This is a genomic window from Massilia sp. CCM 8734 (assembly GCF_011682155.1).
GTDB lineage: Bacteria > Pseudomonadota > Gammaproteobacteria > Burkholderiales > Burkholderiaceae_D > Telluria_A > Telluria_A rubra.
In genome coordinates this window covers 53,282-71,998 of record NZ_WHJI01000014.1, presented here as the reverse complement: position 1 = coordinate 71,998, position 18,717 = coordinate 53,282, and the positions used below count along the sequence as shown (strand labels likewise).

20 protein-coding genes are annotated in these 18,717 nt (G+C 64.5%); 7 read left to right on the top strand and 13 right to left on the bottom strand.

Annotated elements, in window-relative coordinates:
• Nucleotides 1-28 precede the first annotated feature (28 nt).
• Nucleotides 29-1,843 (top strand): DUF4153 domain-containing protein, encoded by a 1,815-nt coding sequence (locus tag F2P46_RS15010; RefSeq protein WP_166890974.1) that lies wholly within the window; start codon nucleotides 29-31, stop codon nucleotides 1,841-1,843.
• On the opposite strand, the gene F2P46_RS15005 is transcribed toward F2P46_RS15010, so the two are convergent.
• The 7 genes from F2P46_RS15005 to F2P46_RS14975 all read right to left on the bottom strand — a co-directional run bounded on the left by F2P46_RS15005 (nucleotide 1,844) and on the right by F2P46_RS14975 (nucleotide 8,440).
• Nucleotides 1,844-2,458, bottom strand: coding sequence for a hypothetical protein (locus F2P46_RS15005; protein ID WP_166890971.1), 615 nt, complete (start codon nucleotides 2,456-2,458; stop codon nucleotides 1,844-1,846).
• Nucleotides 2,459-2,481: 23 nt separating this feature from the next.
• Nucleotides 2,482-3,153, bottom strand: coding sequence for a hypothetical protein (locus F2P46_RS15000; protein WP_166890968.1), 672 nt, complete (start codon nucleotides 3,151-3,153; stop codon nucleotides 2,482-2,484).
• Complete coding sequence (locus F2P46_RS14995; protein ID WP_229505732.1) at nucleotides 3,150-4,013, bottom strand: MlaD family protein; 864 nt, start codon at nucleotides 4,011-4,013, stop codon at nucleotides 3,150-3,152. Before F2P46_RS14995 ends, F2P46_RS15000 begins: the two co-directional genes overlap by 4 nt.
• Nucleotides 4,014-4,143: 130 nt before the next feature.
• On the bottom strand, nucleotides 4,144-4,953 hold the full coding sequence (locus tag F2P46_RS14990; protein WP_368737915.1) for an MlaE family ABC transporter permease: 810 nt from the start codon (nucleotides 4,951-4,953) through the stop codon (nucleotides 4,144-4,146).
• On the bottom strand, nucleotides 4,954-7,194 hold the full coding sequence (locus tag F2P46_RS14985; protein WP_166890962.1) for a bifunctional (p)ppGpp synthetase/guanosine-3',5'-bis(diphosphate) 3'-pyrophosphohydrolase: 2,241 nt from the start codon (nucleotides 7,192-7,194) through the stop codon (nucleotides 4,954-4,956).
• Between the two features lie 5 nt (nucleotides 7,195-7,199).
• Nucleotides 7,200-7,550: a RidA family protein gene (locus F2P46_RS14980; RefSeq protein ID WP_166890958.1), complete on the bottom strand. Its 351-nt coding sequence runs from the start codon at nucleotides 7,548-7,550 to the stop codon at nucleotides 7,200-7,202.
• A gap of 8 nt (nucleotides 7,551-7,558) precedes the next feature.
• Complete coding sequence (locus F2P46_RS14975) at nucleotides 7,559-8,440, bottom strand: alpha/beta fold hydrolase (protein ID WP_166890955.1); 882 nt, start codon at nucleotides 8,438-8,440, stop codon at nucleotides 7,559-7,561.
• A 258-nt stretch (nucleotides 8,441-8,698) separates the two neighbouring features.
• Here F2P46_RS14975 and F2P46_RS14970 point away from each other — a divergent pair, with 258 nt between their 5' ends.
• Nucleotides 8,699-9,493: a 3-hydroxybutyrate dehydrogenase gene (locus F2P46_RS14970; protein ID WP_166890952.1), complete on the top strand. Its 795-nt coding sequence runs from the start codon at nucleotides 8,699-8,701 to the stop codon at nucleotides 9,491-9,493.
• Nucleotides 9,494-10,171: 678 nt separating this feature from the next.
• On the opposite strand, the gene F2P46_RS14965 is transcribed toward F2P46_RS14970, so the two are convergent.
• Nucleotides 10,172-10,684, bottom strand: coding sequence for a hypothetical protein (locus tag F2P46_RS14965; RefSeq protein ID WP_166890949.1), 513 nt, complete (start codon nucleotides 10,682-10,684; stop codon nucleotides 10,172-10,174).
• An 82-nt stretch (nucleotides 10,685-10,766) separates the two neighbouring features.
• Nucleotides 10,767-11,093: a low molecular weight protein tyrosine phosphatase family protein gene (locus tag F2P46_RS14960; protein WP_166890946.1), complete on the bottom strand. Its 327-nt coding sequence runs from the start codon at nucleotides 11,091-11,093 to the stop codon at nucleotides 10,767-10,769.
• A 457-nt stretch (nucleotides 11,094-11,550) separates the two neighbouring features.
• Between F2P46_RS14960 and F2P46_RS14955 the strand changes: the two genes are divergently transcribed.
• The gene (locus F2P46_RS14955; protein WP_166890943.1) at nucleotides 11,551-12,852 is read left to right on the top strand and encodes a dicarboxylate/amino acid:cation symporter; all 1,302 of its coding nucleotides are present in this window, start codon (nucleotides 11,551-11,553) and stop codon (nucleotides 12,850-12,852) included.
• A 48-nt stretch (nucleotides 12,853-12,900) separates the two neighbouring features.
• On the opposite strand, the gene F2P46_RS14950 is transcribed toward F2P46_RS14955, so the two are convergent.
• Nucleotides 12,901-13,620, bottom strand: a complete 720-nt coding sequence (locus F2P46_RS14950) for an SIMPL domain-containing protein (RefSeq protein ID WP_166890940.1) — start codon at nucleotides 13,618-13,620, stop codon at nucleotides 12,901-12,903.
• Between the two features lie 186 nt (nucleotides 13,621-13,806).
• Here F2P46_RS14950 and F2P46_RS14945 point away from each other — a divergent pair, with 186 nt between their 5' ends.
• A complete protein-coding gene (locus F2P46_RS14945; protein WP_166890937.1) occupies nucleotides 13,807-14,160 on the top strand; it encodes an energy transducer TonB in 354 nt (117 codons plus the stop codon).
• A gap of 32 nt (nucleotides 14,161-14,192) precedes the next feature.
• On the opposite strand, the gene F2P46_RS14940 is transcribed toward F2P46_RS14945, so the two are convergent.
• On the bottom strand, nucleotides 14,193-14,495 hold the full coding sequence (locus F2P46_RS14940) for a hypothetical protein (RefSeq protein WP_166890934.1): 303 nt from the start codon (nucleotides 14,493-14,495) through the stop codon (nucleotides 14,193-14,195).
• 262 nt (nucleotides 14,496-14,757) lie between these two features.
• Between F2P46_RS14940 and F2P46_RS14935 the strand changes: the two genes are divergently transcribed.
• Nucleotides 14,758-15,141, top strand: coding sequence for a BlaI/MecI/CopY family transcriptional regulator (locus F2P46_RS14935; RefSeq protein WP_166890931.1), 384 nt, complete (start codon nucleotides 14,758-14,760; stop codon nucleotides 15,139-15,141).
• Nucleotides 15,138-16,406, top strand: coding sequence for a M56 family metallopeptidase (locus tag F2P46_RS14930; protein WP_166890928.1), 1,269 nt, complete (start codon nucleotides 15,138-15,140; stop codon nucleotides 16,404-16,406). Before F2P46_RS14935 ends, F2P46_RS14930 begins: the two co-directional genes overlap by 4 nt.
• A gap of 163 nt (nucleotides 16,407-16,569) precedes the next feature.
• On the opposite strand, the gene F2P46_RS14925 is transcribed toward F2P46_RS14930, so the two are convergent.
• Together F2P46_RS14925 and F2P46_RS14920 are read right to left on the bottom strand one after the other, a co-directional pair.
• Entirely contained in the window at nucleotides 16,570-17,220 is a 651-nt protein-coding gene (locus tag F2P46_RS14925; RefSeq protein ID WP_166890925.1) for a 3-oxoacid CoA-transferase subunit B, read from the bottom strand.
• 17 nt (nucleotides 17,221-17,237) lie between these two features.
• Entirely contained in the window at nucleotides 17,238-17,936 is a 699-nt protein-coding gene (locus F2P46_RS14920) for a CoA transferase subunit A (RefSeq protein ID WP_166890922.1), read from the bottom strand.
• Nucleotides 17,937-18,069: 133 nt separating this feature from the next.
• Between F2P46_RS14920 and F2P46_RS14915 the strand changes: the two genes are divergently transcribed.
• Nucleotides 18,070-18,630: a PAS and helix-turn-helix domain-containing protein gene (locus F2P46_RS14915; RefSeq protein WP_166890918.1), complete on the top strand. Its 561-nt coding sequence runs from the start codon at nucleotides 18,070-18,072 to the stop codon at nucleotides 18,628-18,630.
• The last annotated feature ends 87 nt before the right edge of the window (nucleotides 18,631-18,717 follow it).

The following is an 18,717-nucleotide window of genomic DNA, read 5'->3' as shown; positions in this document are numbered from 1 at the left end:
CCCGACCCGCGATCATCCTCAACCCATCATGCCGACCTCCCCTGCCGTTGCCACCCCGGAAACCTCGCAATCTGTCGGCCTGGCGCGCGCCGCCATCGGCGTGCTGCAGGGCTTGTTCCTGTACGTGCTGTTCCAGCACAGCGAGCTGTTCTCCCCGCTCATTCGCCCCTTGGCGCTGCTGATCGGCGCGCTGGTGCCGGTGCTGGCCATTTCCAGCCTCGGCCACCTGCGCCCCAAGCTGCTCGGCCTCTGGTGCGCACTGGCGGCGAGCGTGCTGGCCGGCATCGGCTGGCACACCGGGTGGCGCGAAACGCCTGTCCTCCACGCCACGGAACGGGTGTCCGGATGGCCGGGCATGCTGCCGCTGGTCTTCTTTTTCTGCGTGGTGATCCTGTTCATCGGCCACTCGCTGGTGCTGGCGGCGGCCCATGACCGGCGCCGCCTGGCCAGCTACGCCACCCATTTCGACATCGCCTGGAAGCTCTTCATCCAGCTGGTGTTTTCCGCCTTCTTCACCGGCGCGCTGCAACTGGCCATGTGGCTGGGCGCGACCCTGTTCGAACTGGTCAAGATCAGCTTCTTGTCGGAACTGATGCAGTCCCCGCTGTTCGTCTCCCCGCTGCTGTGCTGCGCTTTTGCCTGCGCCCTGCACCTGACCGATGTGCGGCCCGCCATCGTGCATGGCATCCGCAACCTGCTGCTGGTGCTGATGTCATGGCTGCTGCCGGTGGCCACCTTGCTGATCGGCGGTTTTGTGCTATGCCTGCCTTTCACCGGGCTCGATGCGCTGTGGGCCACGCGCCACGCCAGCGTGGCCCTGCTGGCCGCCGACGCGCTGCTGGTGGTGCTGATCAACGCCGCCTGGCAAAACGGCGGGGTCGGCGACGCCGTGGCGCGCCTGGTGCGCCTCTCCGCGCGCATCGCCTGCGTGCTGCTGCTGCCGCTGACCGCCGTCGCCACCTATGCGCTGGCCCTGCGCGTGGGCGACCATGGCTGGACCTCGGACCGCATCTTCGCCGCCGCCGCGCTGCTGGTGGCGAGCTTTTACGCGTTCGGTTACCTAGGGGCCGCCATCGACAAAGGCGCGTGGCTGCGCCGCGTGGCGCCGGTCAACCTGGGTGCGGCGTATGCCGTCATTGCCGTGCTGACCGCGCTGATCTCCCCGCTCGCCGACCCGGACCGGATCGCCGTCAACAGCCAGGTCGCGCGCCTCGAGCGCGGCGCCGTCAGCGCCGAGAAGTTCGACTACTACTTCCTCAAATCGGCATCGAAGCGCTACGGCGCCGCCGCCCTGCTCCGCCTTAAAGAAGGCAAAACCGGCCCGAACGCGGCGCTCATTGCCGAACGCGCCAAAATCACCTTGGAAACACCGGACAACGGCGAGCGCTTCGTCGAGGTGCACACCGTCAAGCCGGTCGAGCAATTGAACGTATGGCCGGCGGCGGCGCGCTTGCCGGCCAGTTTTCCGCTGTCGGGCTGGAAGCGCACCGGCGACGTCCCCGACTGCCTGTTCGAGGCGAAAGCGCTGTGCGATGTGTTCCTGATCGATTTCGACACCGACGGCAAGGATGAACTGCTGTTCGTCGGTGTCGGTTCCTATACCTCGCCGGCGGTGTTTGCCGAATCCGCCCCAGGCAAATGGACCGTCACCGCCAGAATGCACAGCATGGCGCGCTGCCCTCAGTTTACCGAGCGCCTGAAAAAGGGGGATTACAAGCTGGTGGCGCCGCGCACCCGGCAGATCGAAATGGCTGGCGTGCCGCTGCAGTTCGATGCGACCGGCCCGGGCGACTTCAAGTCCTGCGCCCAACTGAGCGGCGCCGGCGCGACGGCCGCGGACTGATCAGCGGCGGCGCCGGCTCCAGGCATAGCCCAGCAGTGCCAGCAGGCCGAAAGCGTTCAGGGCCACGCTGGCGGTGGCCAGCGTGGTCAGCTTGCCGGTGGCGGCGTCGCCGGCGTGGGCGTTGGCCTGCATCCTGAGCATTTCGGTGCGTACCCATTCGAGCGAGGTCGGTTCGAACGGAGTCGCCTCGCCGGCCGTGAGCGCAACGCCGTCAAAGGCCAGCTCGATCAGATGGTCCTTGGTCAGTTGCAGCGGCAGCTTGAGCACCAGTTCATCCTTGACGCAGCCGTGCAGGTGCAGCGCCGCATCGAGCTTGCCGGCCGGCGCCACGAAGCGAAAGCCGACCGGAATGCCGGCGCTGCCGGCGTCGGCCAGGTTGGCGTTCTCGAACAGCAGCATGTCGCCGTTGATCCTCAGGCCCACCGAGCAGGCTTCGCCCGGCTTGAATCCTGGCGCGGTGGCCGGCGCCTTGACAACCAAGTCGATCCAGCCATGATCGTGCGCCAGCAGATAGTCGCGCCGCGAGTCCGGCATCTCCTTGGCGTTGCAAGCGATATTCGATAACAGCACGGCCAGCATGCTCCATTTGGCCATGCTGCGCAGGGATTGATTCATACAGCCTTTGTTAGTGAAGAAAATCAGGGGGCCGGCAGCGGCGTGGCGCCGGCCAGGTCGATGCGGCGCTGCAGGCGCGCAGCTTCCAGCGTGTCGCCGGCGGCCTGCGCGCGCTTGAGCGACACGCCCAGCCACATCAAGAGCGGCCTGCGCCAGCCTTGTTCGGACGCGGTATCGGTGGCGAGCGCGATGTCGGCCGGCGTAATGCGCGCCTGGCGCATCAGGGCGCCGGCGGCGACCAGGCGCGCGAGCGGGTCGGCGATGGGCGCCAGCACGCTCTTGCCGTCGCTGGCACGCGCACTGGCCACCACCGCGCGGTGCTGCTCGGGCAAAAGAGACGCATCGAGGCCGTCCCAGCGTCCGGCGAGGTAGGCGGCATACGCGCGTTCGGCCGGGGTGGCGTCCTGCGCCAGGGCCTCGAAGGCGGGGCAAGTATCGTATTCCATGCTTGCCACGCGCGTGGCGCAGCGCACCAGCTCCGCATGCGCCACCAGGTCGGGGCGGCCGGTGCTGGCCATCTCGGCGCGCGCACGCGCGAATTCGGTGGCGGCGATGCCGCTCTCGCCGCGCAGGTAGGCGTCGCTGAAACTGGCCAGCGCGCTGCCGGCATTGCCCTTCCACGCTGGCGGCGGCGGGTTGCCGGAGCAGCCAGCAAGGACGGCGGCGGTCAAGGCGGTGAGGTAGATGGTCTTCATGGCAGTTTCAGCTCCGTCTCGCGTGCAAAGGGCCACTTGCGGTTGATTTCATCGATCAGGCGCGTCACCTTGCGCAGGCTGGCGTCCACCTCGGCGCGCAGCGCGCCCAGGTCCTTGGTCGCCACCTTGGCGTTGGCGCCCACGGCCTGCGCTTCGACCAGCACCGCATCGACCTTTTTCAGGCTGTTGCTGGCATCCTTGAGCACCACCTGCAACTGCACGATGGCCAGCTGCGCCTCGTCCATCACGCCCTGCTTGCCGAACACGCGCTGGTCGGCCTTGAGCAGCAGCTGGTCGACATGTTCCAGCGTTTGCAGCAGTTTCTTGGCCTCGCCCTCGCTGCCCAATGCCGTGCCGAGCAAACCATACTTGCCCGACAGGCGCCCGGTCGCCGCCTGGATGTTGGCCAGGCTGGTATTGATGGCCGAATCGCTGCGCGTCATGTTCTCCAGGTTTTCCAGCAAGGCGCGCGCGCTGGCGACCAGGCGCGGGATCTCGGCGGCGGTGTCGCCGCGCAGCACGGTGCGCACCGAATCGGGCGGCAGCACCGGATCGCTCAGGATGCCGCTGAAGGCCTTGATGCGCGTGTCCCCCACCAGGCCGCGCTCGACGGTAAACACGCTCGAGGTCTTGAGCCATTTGGCATCCTTGCGCGGCACGTCGACCAGGATGCGCACCTTGCCGTCGGGCGCGAGCTCCACGCGCTGCACCCGGCCTACCGGAAAGCCCGAAAACGTCACGTCCATGCCGGGGATGACGCCGTCCGAATCCTCCGACAGCAGTACCAGGCGCTGGGTGCTTTCGAACACCCCGCGCGCATACATCACGTACAGCAAAAAGGTGATGATCAGGGCGCTCATCAGCACCAGCAGCACGACCGCCTTGACTTCCACGTTGGCGACCGCCTCGGCCGGGGCGTCGTCCGGGTTGGCCGGATTGGCCGCATTCTCACCCTGTTGGCTCATCTTCGATTCCACTTGTTTGTTCCACCTATATGTATTTGACGGCCAGCGAGCCGGCTTCGATCAGCAGCAGCACGAACAGCAGGCGCACCGCGCCCGGCTGCACGGTGGACGACGAGGTGCGCCCGTAACGGTGGGCTTCGAGGATCGCGGCGCTCGGAATGACCGCCACCGACAGCCCGAAGAACACGGTTTTGAGCACGAAGCCAATCGTCACCGCCGGATTGAAAATGCGCCCCACCGTGCGCGTGTAGTCGCCCAGGCCCCAGGGCGAGAGGCCATACACGCTGGTGTAGGCCAGCACCAGCACGATCACGCTGCTGACCATGGCCAGGGAGAGGACCGCGAACGCATTGGCGATCACCTGCGGCACCAGGTCCTGGCGCAGCCGGTTCTGGGCCTGGCGCGAACGGTCGGGCGTCGATGCGGCGGCCAGCGCCAGCGCGTCGCCGGCGTTAAACGCCAGTCCCGCGCGCAGCGCCACGAACATGGCGGCGGTCAGGGGAATGAGTTCGAGCACCAGCACCCGCACCACCATCTCGAGCGCGTAGCGCGACAGGCCGTAGCTTTGCGACGTCACCACCACCACCCTGATCAGCACCAGGCTCACCAGCGCCGCCAGCAAGGTAAACCACGGCAGCACCTGCCAGGTGCTGGTGTAGATGTAGCGCGACGTGGCCAGGCGGTTGGTGCGGTTGTAGGTCGAGGGCGAAAACGCCATCACCAGCGCGACCGCCCCCAGGTACACCATGTACCACCAGCTGAAAAAGAAGCGCCAGGCGTGGCGGCCCCAATCGCGCGGCTTGGAGTACAGGAACGACTTGGGCAGGATCACCACTTACTGCCGCCGCGCTTCTTGTACGCCGCCCACCTCCATGATCGCCCCCAGGGCTTTTCGCAGCTGCGCGGTCGAGCCGATTTCGGCGGTAAACGTCATGCGCGCCTGTCCCTTGGCGCTTTGGGTATTGACGCCGATGACGTTGATTTTCTCGCGCGAGAACACTTCGGAGATATCGCGCAGCAGGCCCTGGCGGTCACCCGCCAGGATGAACAGGTCGACCGGGTAGACCGTGTCATGCCCGGCGCGGCCCCAGTCGGTCTGAATCACCCGCTCGGGCGCCTTGGCGCGCATTTCGGCGAAGTTCTTGCAGGTGGCGCGGTGGATCGAGACGCCCTTGCCGCGCGTGACAAAACCGACGATGCCGTCCGGCGGCGCCGGTTTGCAGCACTTGGCCAGCGCCGTCATCAGGCCCTCGGTGCCGACCACCAGCACGCCCGACTTGGCGCCCTGCTCCACGCTCGAGGCCCGGCTTTTACCGAGCACCACCGCGTCTTCCGGCACCACCACTTCGCCGGTGTCGTGCAGCGCCTGCTCCACGTGGCGCAGGCTGAATTCTTCCTTGCCGACCGAGATGAACAGGTCGTCGACCTTGGCGAAGCCCAGCTTGTGCGCCAGGTGCTCCAGGTTGACGGCGGTCTTGCCTTCGCGCTGGAGCGACTTTTCGACCATGGCGCGGCCGTGCGCCAGCGTCTCTTCCAGGTCGATGGCGTGGAACCAGGCGCGCACCTTGGCGCGCGTGCGCGTGCTGACCGTGTAATCGGCATTGAGCCAGTCGCGCGACGGACCGGCGCTGCCGGAGGCGCGACTGGCGGTGATGATCTCGCAGGTCTGGCCGTTTTTCAGCGCGGTATTGAGCGGCACCATGATGCCGTCCACGCGCGCGCCACGGCAGCGGTGCCCGACTTCGCTGTGCAGGTGATAGGCAAAGTCGATCGGCGTGCCGCCCACCGGCAGTTCCAGCACGCGCGCCTGCGGCGTGAGGACGAAAATGCGGTCGTCCAGGGTGGTCGACTTGAGCTTTTCGACCCACTCGCGCTGGATTTCCTCCTGCCCGACGACGGCGTCGGCCACGTCGGTCTTCCAGGCCAGCAGCTGGCGCAGCCAGGCGATCTTCTCGTCGTAGGCCTGGCCCTTGAAGTTCGATCCGCCCTCTTCCTTGTAGCGCCAGTGCGCGGCGATGCCGTACTCGGCGAAGTTGTGCATCTCCTGGGTGCGGATCTGCACTTCGAGCGGACGGCCATCATCGGCCGTGACGACCGTGTGCAGCGACTGGTAGCCGTTCGACTTGGGGCGCGAGATATAGTCGTCGAACTCCTTCGGGATCGGGGTCCAGATATTGTGGACCACGCCCAGCACCGTGTAGCAGGTCTTGTCGTCGGCCACGATCACGCGGAAGGCGCGCACGTCATAGAGCTCGTTGAAATCGAGCTCCTTGCCGCGCATCTTGCTCCAGATGCTGTAGATATGCTTGGGCCGCCCGAACACTTCGGCCGTGATGCCGGCCGCCGCCAGTTCGTTCTGCAAACGCACGATGGCCGACTGCACGAAGCCTTCGCGCATCATGCGTTTTTCTTCGAGCATCTTGGCGATGCGCTTGTAGGTATCGGGCTCGATGAAGCGGAACGACAGGTCTTCCAGCTCCCACTTGAGCTGCCAGATGCCGAGCCGGTTGGCCAGCGGCGCGTACAGGTCGAGCGTTTCGCGCCCGTAAGCGCAGGTCAGGTCGTCGAAGCGCTTGATGTCGGCAAAATAGCGCAGGGTCGTCACGCACGAGGCCAGGCGCACCAGCACCACGCGCATGTCGGTGGCCATCGCCAGCAGCATCTTGCGCAGGGTTTCGACCTGGGCCACGGCTTGCTGGGCCGCGTTCTTGCCACGGCCGACAGTCTGGTGGCCGACCGTCATGTCGCGCAGGCGGATCAGCTGGCGCACGCCGGTCACGAGGTCGGTCGCCTCGCGCCCTACGCGCCCTTCCAGGCCCTCCACCGCTTTCGGATCGAGCACCGTCAGCTCGAACATCAAGCCGGCGATGCGGGTTTCGGCGTCGCTTCGCAAATATGCCAGGGTGCTGGCCACGCCGACCGCGAAATCGAAGGCGTTCTGGCCCGACGCGCAGGCCATGTCCTTGTAGGCGTCGCCCGCATACGCCAGCGCGCTTTCGACGCGCGCGCAGTCGTCCGGAGTGAGCCCCTGTACCAGTTCGGCCGTTGTGCTGCCGAGTGCTGCAATCGAGACCATGCGGCTTAGCGCAGGGCTGCGGTAACGACGATCTCAACCAGACATGCGGGGTCGGCCAGCTTCGATTCGACGGTGGCGCGCGGCGGCGTGTGGCCGGATGCGACCCATTCGTCCCATACCGCGTTCATGCCGGCGAAACCGGCCATGTCGGCGATGAAGATCTGGCACATCAAGATGCAGCTCTTGTCGCTGCCCGCTTCGGCCAGCAGGCGGTCGACGTGGCCCAGCACTTCGCGGGTCTGGCCCACGATGTCGGCGCCGGTGTCTTCGGCGATCTGGCCGGCCAGGTAGACCGTGCCATTGTGAATCGCCACTTCGGACAGGCGTTTTCCTACGTGCAGTCGTGTAATTTCCATAATGTCTTTCAAGTACCAATCAAAAATTGTCGTGCGATGGCGATCTGGTCGTCGTGAATAAAGGTCGGGGCATGGCCCACGTTGGCAATCTCCACCAGCGTGGCGCGCGGCCCGCGCGCGGCCATGCTGGCGGCGGTGGCGCGCGAGAGCAGGTCGGAGTGTTCGCCGCGCACCAGCAGGGTCGGGCAGCCGATTGCATCATAGGCGGCCCACAGCATGGCTTCATCGGCCCGCGTGCTCTCCGGCGTGGCAGAGCGAAACGGCAGCGCCAGGCCCATGTCGTAATGACGCACCCACTGTCCGTCCGGTTCCTGGCGCAGCACGTCGCCGGCCAGCTTGCGCCACTCCTCTTCGGTGTGCTCGCCGAACGACTGCGACACCTCGCGCACAAAGCGCGCGGCCGCGTCAAAGGTCGGAAAGCGCAGCTCCTGGCCGATATAGTCGCCGATGCGCAGCAGCGCCGCCGGGTCGAGCGTCGGGCCGATATCGTTCAAGACCAGTTTGCGCACCGGGGTGCCGGGCAGCGACGCCAGGGCCAGGCCGATCAGGCCACCCATCGAGGTGCCGAACCAGTCGACGCCATCAATGCCATTGCCGTCGGTGACGCGCGCGATCAAGGTCACCATGTCGCTCACGTACTGCGGCACGCGGTACAGCTGCGGGTTGGCCAGGCGCCCGGAGCGGCCGCGCCCGACCACGTCCGGCGCCACCACGCGATAGTGACCGGCCAGCGCGCGCGCCAGGCTGTCGAAATCGTCGCCCACGCGCGTGACGCCATGCACGCACACCAGCACGCGCGGATTGGCCGGGTCGCCCCACTCCTTGTAGGCCATCTGGTGCAAGCCGGCGGGCGACATGCACTGGACGAACTTGATTCTTGCTTCGATCATGCCGGCTCCTGGTTGGGCGTTATCAAGGCCGCCACTGTCAATCAGATGCTTCCATTTTCCCTGATATGCTTGTTTCGCTACTGCGGGGGACCTCGAAAAACCGTAGCGAGCGGCGCAAGTTTCGTGCGAGAAGCGCAACCGTACGAAGGTACGGTGAGCATCGCAGGGCGAAAATTGCGCCGCGCAGTAGGTTTTTCGAGGTCCCCTGCGTTTAGAATTCTACATCATCCCCCCCAAACTCTTTCTGTAGAGGACACAATGAAATCAGGTATGTTGAGCGGTAAAACCGCGCTGGTCACCGGTTCGACCTCGGGCATTGGCCTGGGAATGGCGCGCGCGCTGGCCCAGGAAGGCGCCAACATCGTGTTCAACGGCTTCGGCGACGCCCAGCAGATCGACAAACTGCACACCGACCTGGCGCGCGAATGCGGCGTGCAGACGGCGTATCACAATGCCGACATGTCGAAGCCAAGCGAGATCGAAGCCATGATGCGGTTCGCGACAGACAAATTCGGCGGCGTCGATGTGCTGGTCAATAACGCCGGCATCCAGCACGTGGCCAATATCGAGGATTTCCCGGCCGAGAAGTGGGATGCGATCATCGCGATCAACCTCACCTCGGCCTTCCACACCACGCGCCTGGCGCTCCCAAGCATGAAGCACAAGAACTGGGGCCGCATCGTCAACCTGGCGTCGGTGCATGGCCTGGTCGGCTCGGCCCAGAAATCGGCCTACGTGGCGGCCAAGCACGGGCTGGTGGGCTTTACCAAGGTAACCGCGCTGGAGACCGCCGGCACGGGGGTGACCTGCAACGCCATCTGCCCTGGCTGGGTGCTCACGCCGCTGGTGCAAAAACAGGTGGACGCCCGCGCCGCCAAGGACGGCATCGGCAACGAGGAGGCCAAGAAGGCCCTGCTGGGCGAAAAGCAGCCCTCGGGCGAATTCGTCACGCCCGAAGAACTGGGCGCGCTGGCCGTGTTCCTGTGCAGCGCGGCCGGCAACCAGGTACGCGGCGTGGCCTGGAACATGGATGGCGGGTGGGCCGCGCAGTAAGGACCAGGGTCCGGCCCGCCGCATTGACAGTAGGGGACCTCGAAAAACCTACTGCGCGGAGCAATTTTCGCCCTGCGATGCTCACCGTACCTTCGTACGGCTGCGCTTCTCGGACATGCGCGTGCGCGACAAAACTTGCACCGCTCGCTACGGTTTTTCGAGGTCCCCCGTTGATGCCGTTGCGACTGAGAACACGGAAGAGATCGAAGCACCTCCGGGCCTGTGGCAATTGACAGGCGCGCTCGGAAGACGATCATCGCTATCGGTAAGAAACGGATAAGAAAATATGGGGAATGGAAGTCTGTCGAGACCGTCAGACGCCATCAATAGGATTCTTGACAAGCTTACCTTTGGTGCAGTCGCTCCCGGCATAGCGGGGCCATCGTGGTGGACGGAGTGGCGCCAGAGCGCGCCGCCGTCACCGCCCTGCCGATTACTCCTTGCTTTTATCCAGGTGGTGACCAAAAGCATTAAACAGCAAGTACGGGCCTGAGGAAACAGCCAGCCAAAACCACTGATGGCTATAGGCTACCCAAGCCCAGCATCCCCAAGCCCAAAGAACAACGACAATATTGAGTGCTTTGCGCACGAAACAGTCCCATTAACGAAAAACAATCGGCGTTAATTCCCAGCCGGAGCCGGGCCTGCCCCTCCTGCCAGCTCAGCCTTATGCCATCGCTATTGCGCCTTGGCTGGCGCAACGGTCAGCGTGGTGGTCGTTTTGTCGCGTTTGGCCGGGCCGCAGGCTTCCGATTCATAGCGCAGCGCGACCGCGTAGGTTTCGTCGGAATAGCGGCTCACCAGCAGGCCTTGCGACGAGTCGTAGGCGGCGCCCTTGGCGCGGTCGGTGAAGCACACTTCCAGGTCTTCGATGCCGTCGTTGTTGATGTCGGCGCGGCGCACCACGCGCAGCTGGTACAGCCAGCGCTCGCCGTCGAAGGTGACCACGTCGTCGCCGCTGTTGGTCGGCAGCATGCCGAAATCGGCGAAGGTGCGCAGCTCGGGCGTACGGCGCGCGGCCAGCGAACTGCGTACCGAGGCCAGGTCGAAGTTATCGGCAAGGAAGCGGCCCAGTTCGAGTTGAGGGAAGAACGAGGTCACCGACTTGGGCGCCGGTTTCGCCTTGGGCGCCGCGTGCACGATGGCTGGTGCGATGGCGGCAACGAGCAGCAGATGACGGAGTAGTTTCATGGCGGGTGTCCCAGGTGGCCGACGCGGGGTCGAAAGCATGACTATAACAGCGCGCACAAGGCGCCACGTAACACTGGCTGCTTCACGGACGCAGGAACTTTCCGGCTTTCGCTTCCAGGATGCCGATCAGCTCCGGCTGCATATAGGCATAGTTGTCGGGAATATCGAGGCAAATCACTTTTTTGCCGTTCAAATGGGCGCGAAAACGCTCGCCCAGGCGCCGCCGGTGCGCCTTTTCCATCACGAACACGATGGTGGCCCAGGCAATCTGCTCGGGCGACAGCGGCACCGAGGCGTCGCCGCCCAGGCCCGCCGAATCGGTTTCGACCCCGGGCCAGCTGGCGAAGACCTGCTCGGCCGTCGGGCTGCGCAGCCGGTTCTGGCTGCAGATAAAGAGTGCTCGCTGCATGCATTTCCTTCAATGTCAATCCAACATTATCCCACGCCCCACGCCCATGCAGACGCAGTGGCCCGACTCAGCCACCACGGCCCTTCCCGTACCAACAAAGGAAGCCCGTGCGATCACTATTGCGCCTCGCGCTGTCGACCCTGTTGCCCAGCATTTCTTTCGGCTGATGCTACAAGCTGCAAGCTGCGCGCGCCTCCCAGCTGGCGCGCAGGCTTGGCGCGACGATCGCCAACGGCAGCGATATCGGCGTGTTTGCCCACAGCGGCCACGCGCGCGAACAGGTCATTGCCAACTTCATACGCTCGGCGTGTCCCCGATAAGAGACACTGACATTGCCGCATATCAACCATTAAATATTTACATCAGGAAACTTCGCATTCTGCGGGTATCCACAATAGATGACGTGCAGGATTTCGATAAAGATACAGATATTCAAATATCGAACGGAGACACCGTCATGAAAAAACCCTTCTACAAGATCCTGTATGTGCAGGTTCTGATCGCCATCGTGTGCGGCGTGCTGCTCGGCGTGTTCTACCCGAAACTCGGGGTCGACATGAAACCGCTGGGCGACGGCTTCATCAAGCTGATCAAAATGATCATCGCCCCCGTGATTTTCTGCACCGTCGTCGCCGGTATCGCCGGCATGCAGGACATGAAGAAAATCGGCCGCGTCGGCGGCAAGGCGCTGCTGTATTTCGAGGTTGTCTCCACCTTCGCGCTGGCGATCGGCCTGGTCGTCGCCAACGTGGTGCGTCCGGGCGATGGCTTCAACGCCAACCCGGCCACGCTCGACACCAAGGCCGTCGCCGAATACACCGCCAAGGCGCATAACCAGAGCACGCTCGACTTCGTGATGAACATCATCCCGACCACCGTCGTCGATGCCTTCGCCAAGGGCGACATCCTGCAAGTGCTGCTGTTTGCGATCTTGTTCGGCTTCGCGCTGTCGATGCTGGGCGAACGCGGTCGTCCGATCGCCAAGCTGGTCGACGATATGTCGCATGTGATTTTCGGCGTGGTCGGGATTGTGATGAAAGTCGCTCCCATCGGCGCGTTCGGCGCAATGGCCTTCACCATCGGTAAATTCGGCCTGGCCTCGCTGCTGCCGCTGGCCAAGCTGATGGGTTCTTTCTACCTGACCTGCGCCCTGTTCGTGTTCATCGTGCTCGGCGCCATCGCCCGCATGACCGGCTTTTCGATCTTCCGCTTCATCGCCTACATCAAGGAAGAACTGCTGATCGTGCTCGGCACCAGTTCCTCGGAAAGCGCCCTGCCGGCCCTGATGCGCAAGCTCGAAAAACTCGGCTGCTCCAAATCGGTCGTCGGCCTGGTGGTGCCGACCGGTTACTCGTTCAACCTCGACGGCACCAACATCTACATGACCATGGCGGCCCTGTTCGTGGCGCAGGCCACCAATACCGACCTGACCTTGAGCCAGCAGCTCACCATCCTGGGCGTGGCGATGCTGACCTCCAAGGGCGCGTCCGGCATCACCGGCGCCGGCTTCATCACCCTGGCCGCGACCCTGGCCGTGGTGCCGACCATCCCGGTGGCCGGCATGGCCCTCATTCTCGGCATCGACCGCTTCATGAGCGAATGCCGCGCGCTGACCAACTTTGTAGGCAACGGCGTGGCCACCGTGGTGGTCTCGCACTGGGAAAAAGAACTCGATCACGAGCGCATGAAAAACGAACTGGCCAATCCTACCCATATTGACGACGACCGCGAAATGTACCCTGTTCGCAAAGCCGCCTGACGCTCGCCCTCTCCCGCGGGGGACAAGCAACCCCCGCGGGAACCCGGCTCATTTCAAGCGGTAGATCACATCGACCGATTGCGCGAATTTGAGCGACATCACCGTCAGCAGGTCGGCGCGCTCCGTGCCGATCTTCTGCGACGACGAACGTGAACCGGGCTCGCTCGGCGCCAATCCCATGGCCCGCGTCAGGTTCTTCAAGTCCCCCGTACTGACGGCGCTCGCCGCTCCCAGCTTGCGTCCGAGTCCGGCCGCAATCCCCTCCGCCTTGCGGCGCGTGATCCTGATCGCATCGCCCGCCAGCTCCGTCTCGATTTTTTCACGCCCGGTGGTATCGAACACGATCATGAAACCATCCAGGTTCGGCATGGTCAGCAACGGCGTGGCGGCGGCGCGCCATAGGGTCAGGTTGCGCACATTGATGCGCACCCCGGCGCGGATATCGTACTGCACCGGCGCGCACGCAGCCGCCGGGTCCTGCTTGCGGAAGTCCTTGCGCACATCGCGAATCTCCACATCCTCCAGCGGCACGCCCGCCTGCGCCATGGCCGCGCGGATGTCGGTGGCGCGCGCCTCGACCACGCCCGCCGCCGCGGCCGGATCGGCGTCGAAGGCGCTGATCTCGAAATCGATCTGCCCCAGGTCCGGCATGACGATCGCAGAACCCACGCCGCTGACATGGATGAAAGGATAATCGGGCAAGTCGGCCCCTTGCGCGGCCAGCGGCAACAAGGTCAGTGCGCCGGCGGCGGCGATCGTTTTGAGCATGGGTTCTCCGAAGATTGATCTGAAACGGGAGTCGCCAGAATACTGAATGTAGACACTGTTGTCTACGAAAAGAATCCTTTTGCGAATGAGCGCAGAAAGCTATAGACAACTTTGTCTAGACAGATTAATCTATAAATCAGGCACCCGCCTCAACCATGGCGCACGACGCCGCAGAAGGAGACTCGCATGACCTCATTGATCAATTCGCTGGCCGTAATGGCAGTGGCAGCCTGCATGGCCGGCGGCGCGCATGCCGCCCCGGCCGGCAACACCGAAGCCAGGGCCGACCTGGCATCCTGCGCCAAGCCGGTGTACCCGGCCGATGCGCGCGCCGCCAGGCACGCAGGCACGGTGAAACTGGCCTTCCTGGTTGGCGCCGACGGCAAGCTGGCCGACAGCAAGGTCGACACATCGAGCGGCCACCCCGCGCTCGACGACGCGGCGCACCAGGCGCTCAAGCTGTGCAAGTTCAGCGCCGCCAGCGCCAAAGGCAAGCCGGTGGAAAGCTGGGCTCACGTCGCCTACGTCTGGAAACTGTAGGGGAGCTCGAAAAACCTGCCGGGCGGCGCCGCTTAACGCAGCGCGATCAGCAGCGCCATGAGGCCGATCGCGGCCAGCGGCAAGCCGTTCATCAGCAGCGCCGCCCAGCCAAGCCAGGTGCGCGCCTCGGCATGCCCCAGCGCGGCCACGGCCAGCACCACGCCGGCCAGGCATCCCACCCCGAGCACGATGACGCCCTGCCCCACGCAGCGCATGCCGAAGTCGCCGCAGCCGCCGGTCCATCCCGACAACGTACCGCGCGTGACAAGAATCGCCAGCGCGCAGGTCAGTACGGCGACGCCGATGCTCGCCAGTGCAAGTTGCGCGGTCTTCAATGGATTTCCTTGTGTCGTTTGCCATGGCGGCACAGGCATGGTACTTGCCATGCCTGTCGCTGGCAAAGCAAACTTTACCCGCGCAACGCCGGCCGCCGCCCGTCCGGATATGCCATGCCGCGTCCGCCATAGACCATGTTGTCTATGTTAAGGCGAGGCAGCGCCATAGACGAGCGCTATTCTCAGGCGTGCCGGGATTTTTGTTAGACACGAAAGTCTAGATGGGCTAAGCTGACAGTTGTCATTCAAGGAAAAAAGCATCATGCCAACGCTTCCCGCCCCGCCCAAGCCGACAGCGGCCGAACTCGATCTTCTGCAAACCCTGTGGCCACTCGGCGCGGCCACCGCCAAGCAGGTCCACCAGGCCATCCTCAAGGAGCGGCCGGAGGCGACCTACGCGACGGTGCTGCGCCTGATGCAGATCATGCACACCAAGGGCTTGCTGATCCGCGACGAGCGCGAACGCTCGCACGTGTACGCGCCGGCCCAGGCGCAGGATTCGCTGCAGACCAATTTGCTCAAGGACCTGATCCAGAAAGCCTTTTCCGGCTCGGCCAAGGCGCTGGTGATGGCCGCCCTGCGCAGCGGCATCAGCAAAAAAGAGCGCGAGGAGATCGAAAACATGCTCAAGGAAGAAGACCAATGACGGCGTCCCTCATCGACAGCATCGGCTGGACCCTGCTCCACTTCACCTGGCAAGGCTTGCTGATCGGCTGCACCTGCGCGGTCCTGCTGGACCTGATGCGCAACACCCGGCCCGAATACCGCTACAACCTCGCTTGCGCGGCGCTGCTGGCCTGCGTGCTGTGGCCCGCCGCCGAACTGACGATGCGCCTGCACGATGGCGGCGCCGGCGCGACGGCCATGCGTTTGAGCGATCAGGTGATCGGCGCCGCGCGCGGCGGCGACGCCGGCCTCGCGGCCTGGCTGCAGGATCAACTACTGTGGATCGTCGGCTTCTGGTCGGTGTGCGCCGCGCTTCTGGCGCTGCGCATGGCGGCCGGGCTGGCGTGGATCGGCCGGACCGGCAGCGCGCCACCGGCCGGCGCCGAATGGCAGGCGCGCACCGCGCGCATGGCCGCCGCCTTCGGCGTGACGCGCACGGTGCGCCTGCGCGTGGTCGGAAACCTGGACAGCCCGCTGACCATCGGCTGGCTGCGCCCCGTGGTGCTGGTGCCGGCTTCGCTCATGAGCGGCATGCCGGCCGACCTGCTCGAAGCGCTGCTGGCGCACGAAATGGCGCACGTGCGGCGCTTCGACTACCTGGTCAACCTGGGCCAGAACGTGGCCGAGATCGTGCTGTTCTATCACCCGGCGGTGTGGTGGATTTCGGGCCGCATCCGCATCGAACGCGAGCAGATCGCCGACGACCTGGCGGCGCGCCACCTGGGCGAGCCGCGCCGGCTGGCGCGCGCCCTGTCGGAACTCGAACGCCTGCAGTTTTCCGCGCACCACCTGGCCGTGGCGGCCAATGGCGGCGACCTGGTGGAGCGCGTGCGGCGCCTGGTCAAGCCTGGCCGCCAGGCGCTCGACTGGAAGGCCGCCCTGCCCGCACTCGGCCTGGCCGCCGCCTGTTTCAGCCTGTATGCCCATGCCGCCGACGAGCGCGCGGGCGCCACCCCGACGCTGGCGACGACCAGGCCCGTGGTCGACTTTTCCAGCTGCCCCAAGCCGGTCTGGCCAGCGTCGTCGCTCAAGGCCGGGCATACCGGCACCGTCACGCTGGGCTTCAAGGTCAGCGAGAGCGGGCGCGTCACCGGCTCGCGCGTGAAGGCATCGAGCGGGCACGTGCCGCTCGATGAAGCGGCGCGCGCCGGCATCATGCGATGCCAGTTCAAGCCCGGCACGCACAAGGGCAAGCCCGCCGCGGCCTGGATGGAAATGCAGTATGTCTGGAGCCTGACCGACTAAACCGCCGTGATCGCGCGCCGCGCTCGACGAACCACGACTTACATTTCTTTATCGATCATCCATACAGACGAAAAAAAGCACCGGTGTTCAGGCCGGTGCTGTTTTGATTGAACCGCATGTGCGCCGCGCGGGCGCCATATGTTACAGCGCGGTGATAGCGCGCTTACAGCGCGCTGGCGTCGAGTTCGGCGCCGGTGGCGGCCAGTACCTGTTCCTTGCTCACACCGGGAGCCAGTTCCACCAGTTTCAGGCCGGCCGGGGTCACTTCGATCACGCCCAGGTCGGTGATGATCAGGTCGACCACGCCCACGCCGGTCAGCGGCAGGTCGCACTTCGGCAGGATTTTATGCGAGGTCGAGCCATCCTTGGCCGTGGCGACGTGTTCCATCACCACCACCACACGCTTGACGCCGGCCACCAGGTCCATCGCACCGCCCATTCCCTTGACCATTTTGCCAGGAATCATCCAGTTGGCCAGGTCGCCCTGGGCCGACACCTGCATCGCGCCCAGGATCGCCAGGTTGATCTTGCCGCCGCGGATCATGCCGAAGGAATCGGCCGAGCTGAAGTAGGCCGCGCCGGGCAAGGCCGTCACGGTCTGCTTGCCGGCGTTGATCAGGTCGGCGTCGACGGCGGCGTCAAGCGGAAACGGGCCGATGCCGAGCAAGCCGTTTTCGGACTGCAGGAAGACTTCGATGTCGGCCGGCACGTAGTTCGCCACCAGGGTCGGCAAACCGATGCCCAGGTTCACATAAAATCCATCCTGCAATTCTTTTGCCGCGCGCGCGGCCATTTCATCACGAGTCCATGCCATCTTCTTCTCCTGTACTCTTAGTTGGTACGCACGGTGCGCTGTTCGATGCGCTTTTCCGGCGTGGCGTTGACGACGATGCGGTGCACGAAAATGCTTGGCGTATGCACCTGGTCGGGATCGATCTCGCCCACTTCGACCAGCTTTTCGACTTCGACGATGGTGATCTTGCCGGCTTGCGCCACGTTCGGGTTGAAGTTGCGCGCCGTCTTGCGGTACACCAGGTTGCCGGCGCGGTCGGCCATGTAGGCCTTGACCAGCGACACATCGGCTACCAGGCTGCGCTCCATCACGTATTGTTCTCCGTCAAACTCGCGCACTTCTTTTCCCTCAGCGACGATGGTGCCGACGCCGGTCTTGGTGAAAAACGCGGGAATGCCCGAGCCGCCGGCGCGCAGCTTCTCGGCCAGGGTGCCTTGCGGGGTGAATTCGAGTTCGAGTTCGCCGGCCAGGTACTGGCGCGCGAATTCCTTGTTCTCGCCCACGTAGGACGAAATCATTTTCTTGATCTGGCGCGTGGTGAGCAACTGGCCGAGGCCGAAGTCGTCCACGCCGGCATTGTTGGAAATCACGGTGAGCTGCTTGACGGCGCTGTTGCGCAAGGCCAGGATCAGCGCTTCCGGTATGCCGCACAGGCCGAAGCCGCCGACTGCGATGGTCTGGCCATCGCTCACGATGCCGGCCAACGCCGATGCCGCGTCAGGATAAACTTTGTTCATTCCCTGTCCCTTTTTATAGTTAAGCTAAATTCGTTCCTACTGCACTGCATAGTGGATTCTCAGCATAAAATACGCGGGCCGAAAGCACAATACCGTAGAACTACCGGCTTGCCGAATCACTGATCACCATCCAATGACCGCATCATACGCCATCGATTACGAAACCATTTTCCGCCACGCGCCGGTCGGCATGTGCATTTCGGTCGACCGCGTCATCCAGTCCAGCAACGATGCCTTGACCTCGATGTTCGGCTACGTCCACGGCGAACTTGATGGGCAATCGTTCCGGGTACTGTACCCGACCATGGATGAATTCCTGCGCACGGGCGACCGCATCATTCCGGTGATGAACGCGCGCGGCGTGTATTCGGACGAGCGCATCATGCGCCGCGCCGCCGGCGAACTGTTCTGGTGCCACGTGAGCGGGCGCGCCCTGGACGCGCGCGAGCCGCTCGGCGCCGGCGTGTGGACGTTCGAGGATGTCAGCGAAAAGCGCCCGGTCACGGCCGAACTGACCCCGCGCGAGCGCGAAATCGCCGCCTTGCTGGTCGAGGGCAAGACCAGCAAGGTGATCGCGCGCGAAACCGACCTCAGTCCCCGCACCGTGGAAATGCATCGCGCCAAGCTGATGCGCAAATTCTCCGCATCCACTTCGTCCGAACTGGTGCATAAACTGGTGGGCGTGAGCCGCTGACATTCTGTTGCCATTCGATTTCTGGTAATATATTTCCGGCAATATTTTCTTGCCAATAATTACCACTTATCTACTCCGCTCACGATC

Excerpts from the sequence above, each read along its gene's own strand:
- F2P46_RS14960 (WP_166890946.1), bottom strand. The coding sequence starts at position 11,093 with ATGCAGCGAGCACTCTTTATCTGCAGCCAGAACCGGCTGCGCAGCCCG.
- F2P46_RS14970 (WP_166890952.1), top strand. The coding sequence starts at position 8,699 with ATGAAATCAGGTATGTTGAGCGGTAAAACCGCGCTGGTCACCGGTTCG.
- F2P46_RS14955 (WP_166890943.1), top strand. The coding sequence starts at position 11,551 with ATGAAAAAACCCTTCTACAAGATCCTGTATGTGCAGGTTCTGATCGCC.
- F2P46_RS14915 (WP_166890918.1), top strand. The coding sequence starts at position 18,070 with ATGACCGCATCATACGCCATCGATTACGAAACCATTTTCCGCCACGCG.
- F2P46_RS15010 (WP_166890974.1), top strand. The coding sequence starts at position 29 with ATGCCGACCTCCCCTGCCGTTGCCACCCCGGAAACCTCGCAATCTGTC.
- F2P46_RS14950 (WP_166890940.1), bottom strand. The coding sequence starts at position 13,620 with ATGCTCAAAACGATCGCCGCCGCCGGCGCACTGACCTTGTTGCCGCTG.
- F2P46_RS14920 (WP_166890922.1), bottom strand. The coding sequence starts at position 17,936 with ATGAACAAAGTTTATCCTGACGCGGCATCGGCGTTGGCCGGCATCGTG.
- F2P46_RS14935 (WP_166890931.1), top strand. The coding sequence starts at position 14,758 with ATGCCAACGCTTCCCGCCCCGCCCAAGCCGACAGCGGCCGAACTCGAT.
- F2P46_RS14965 (WP_166890949.1), bottom strand. The coding sequence starts at position 10,684 with ATGAAACTACTCCGTCATCTGCTGCTCGTTGCCGCCATCGCACCAGCC.
- F2P46_RS14930 (WP_166890928.1), top strand. The coding sequence starts at position 15,138 with ATGACGGCGTCCCTCATCGACAGCATCGGCTGGACCCTGCTCCACTTC.
- F2P46_RS14985 (WP_166890962.1), bottom strand. The coding sequence starts at position 7,194 with ATGGTCTCGATTGCAGCACTCGGCAGCACAACGGCCGAACTGGTACAG.
- F2P46_RS14980 (WP_166890958.1), bottom strand. The coding sequence starts at position 7,550 with ATGGAAATTACACGACTGCACGTAGGAAAACGCCTGTCCGAAGTGGCG.
- F2P46_RS15005 (WP_166890971.1), bottom strand. The coding sequence starts at position 2,458 with ATGAATCAATCCCTGCGCAGCATGGCCAAATGGAGCATGCTGGCCGTG.
- F2P46_RS14945 (WP_166890937.1), top strand. The coding sequence starts at position 13,807 with ATGACCTCATTGATCAATTCGCTGGCCGTAATGGCAGTGGCAGCCTGC.
- F2P46_RS14925 (WP_166890925.1), bottom strand. The coding sequence starts at position 17,220 with ATGGCATGGACTCGTGATGAAATGGCCGCGCGCGCGGCAAAAGAATTG.
- F2P46_RS14975 (WP_166890955.1), bottom strand. The coding sequence starts at position 8,440 with ATGATCGAAGCAAGAATCAAGTTCGTCCAGTGCATGTCGCCCGCCGGC.
- F2P46_RS14995 (WP_229505732.1), bottom strand. The coding sequence starts at position 4,013 with ATGAGCGCCCTGATCATCACCTTTTTGCTGTACGTGATGTATGCGCGC.
- F2P46_RS15000 (WP_166890968.1), bottom strand. The coding sequence starts at position 3,153 with ATGAAGACCATCTACCTCACCGCCTTGACCGCCGCCGTCCTTGCTGGC.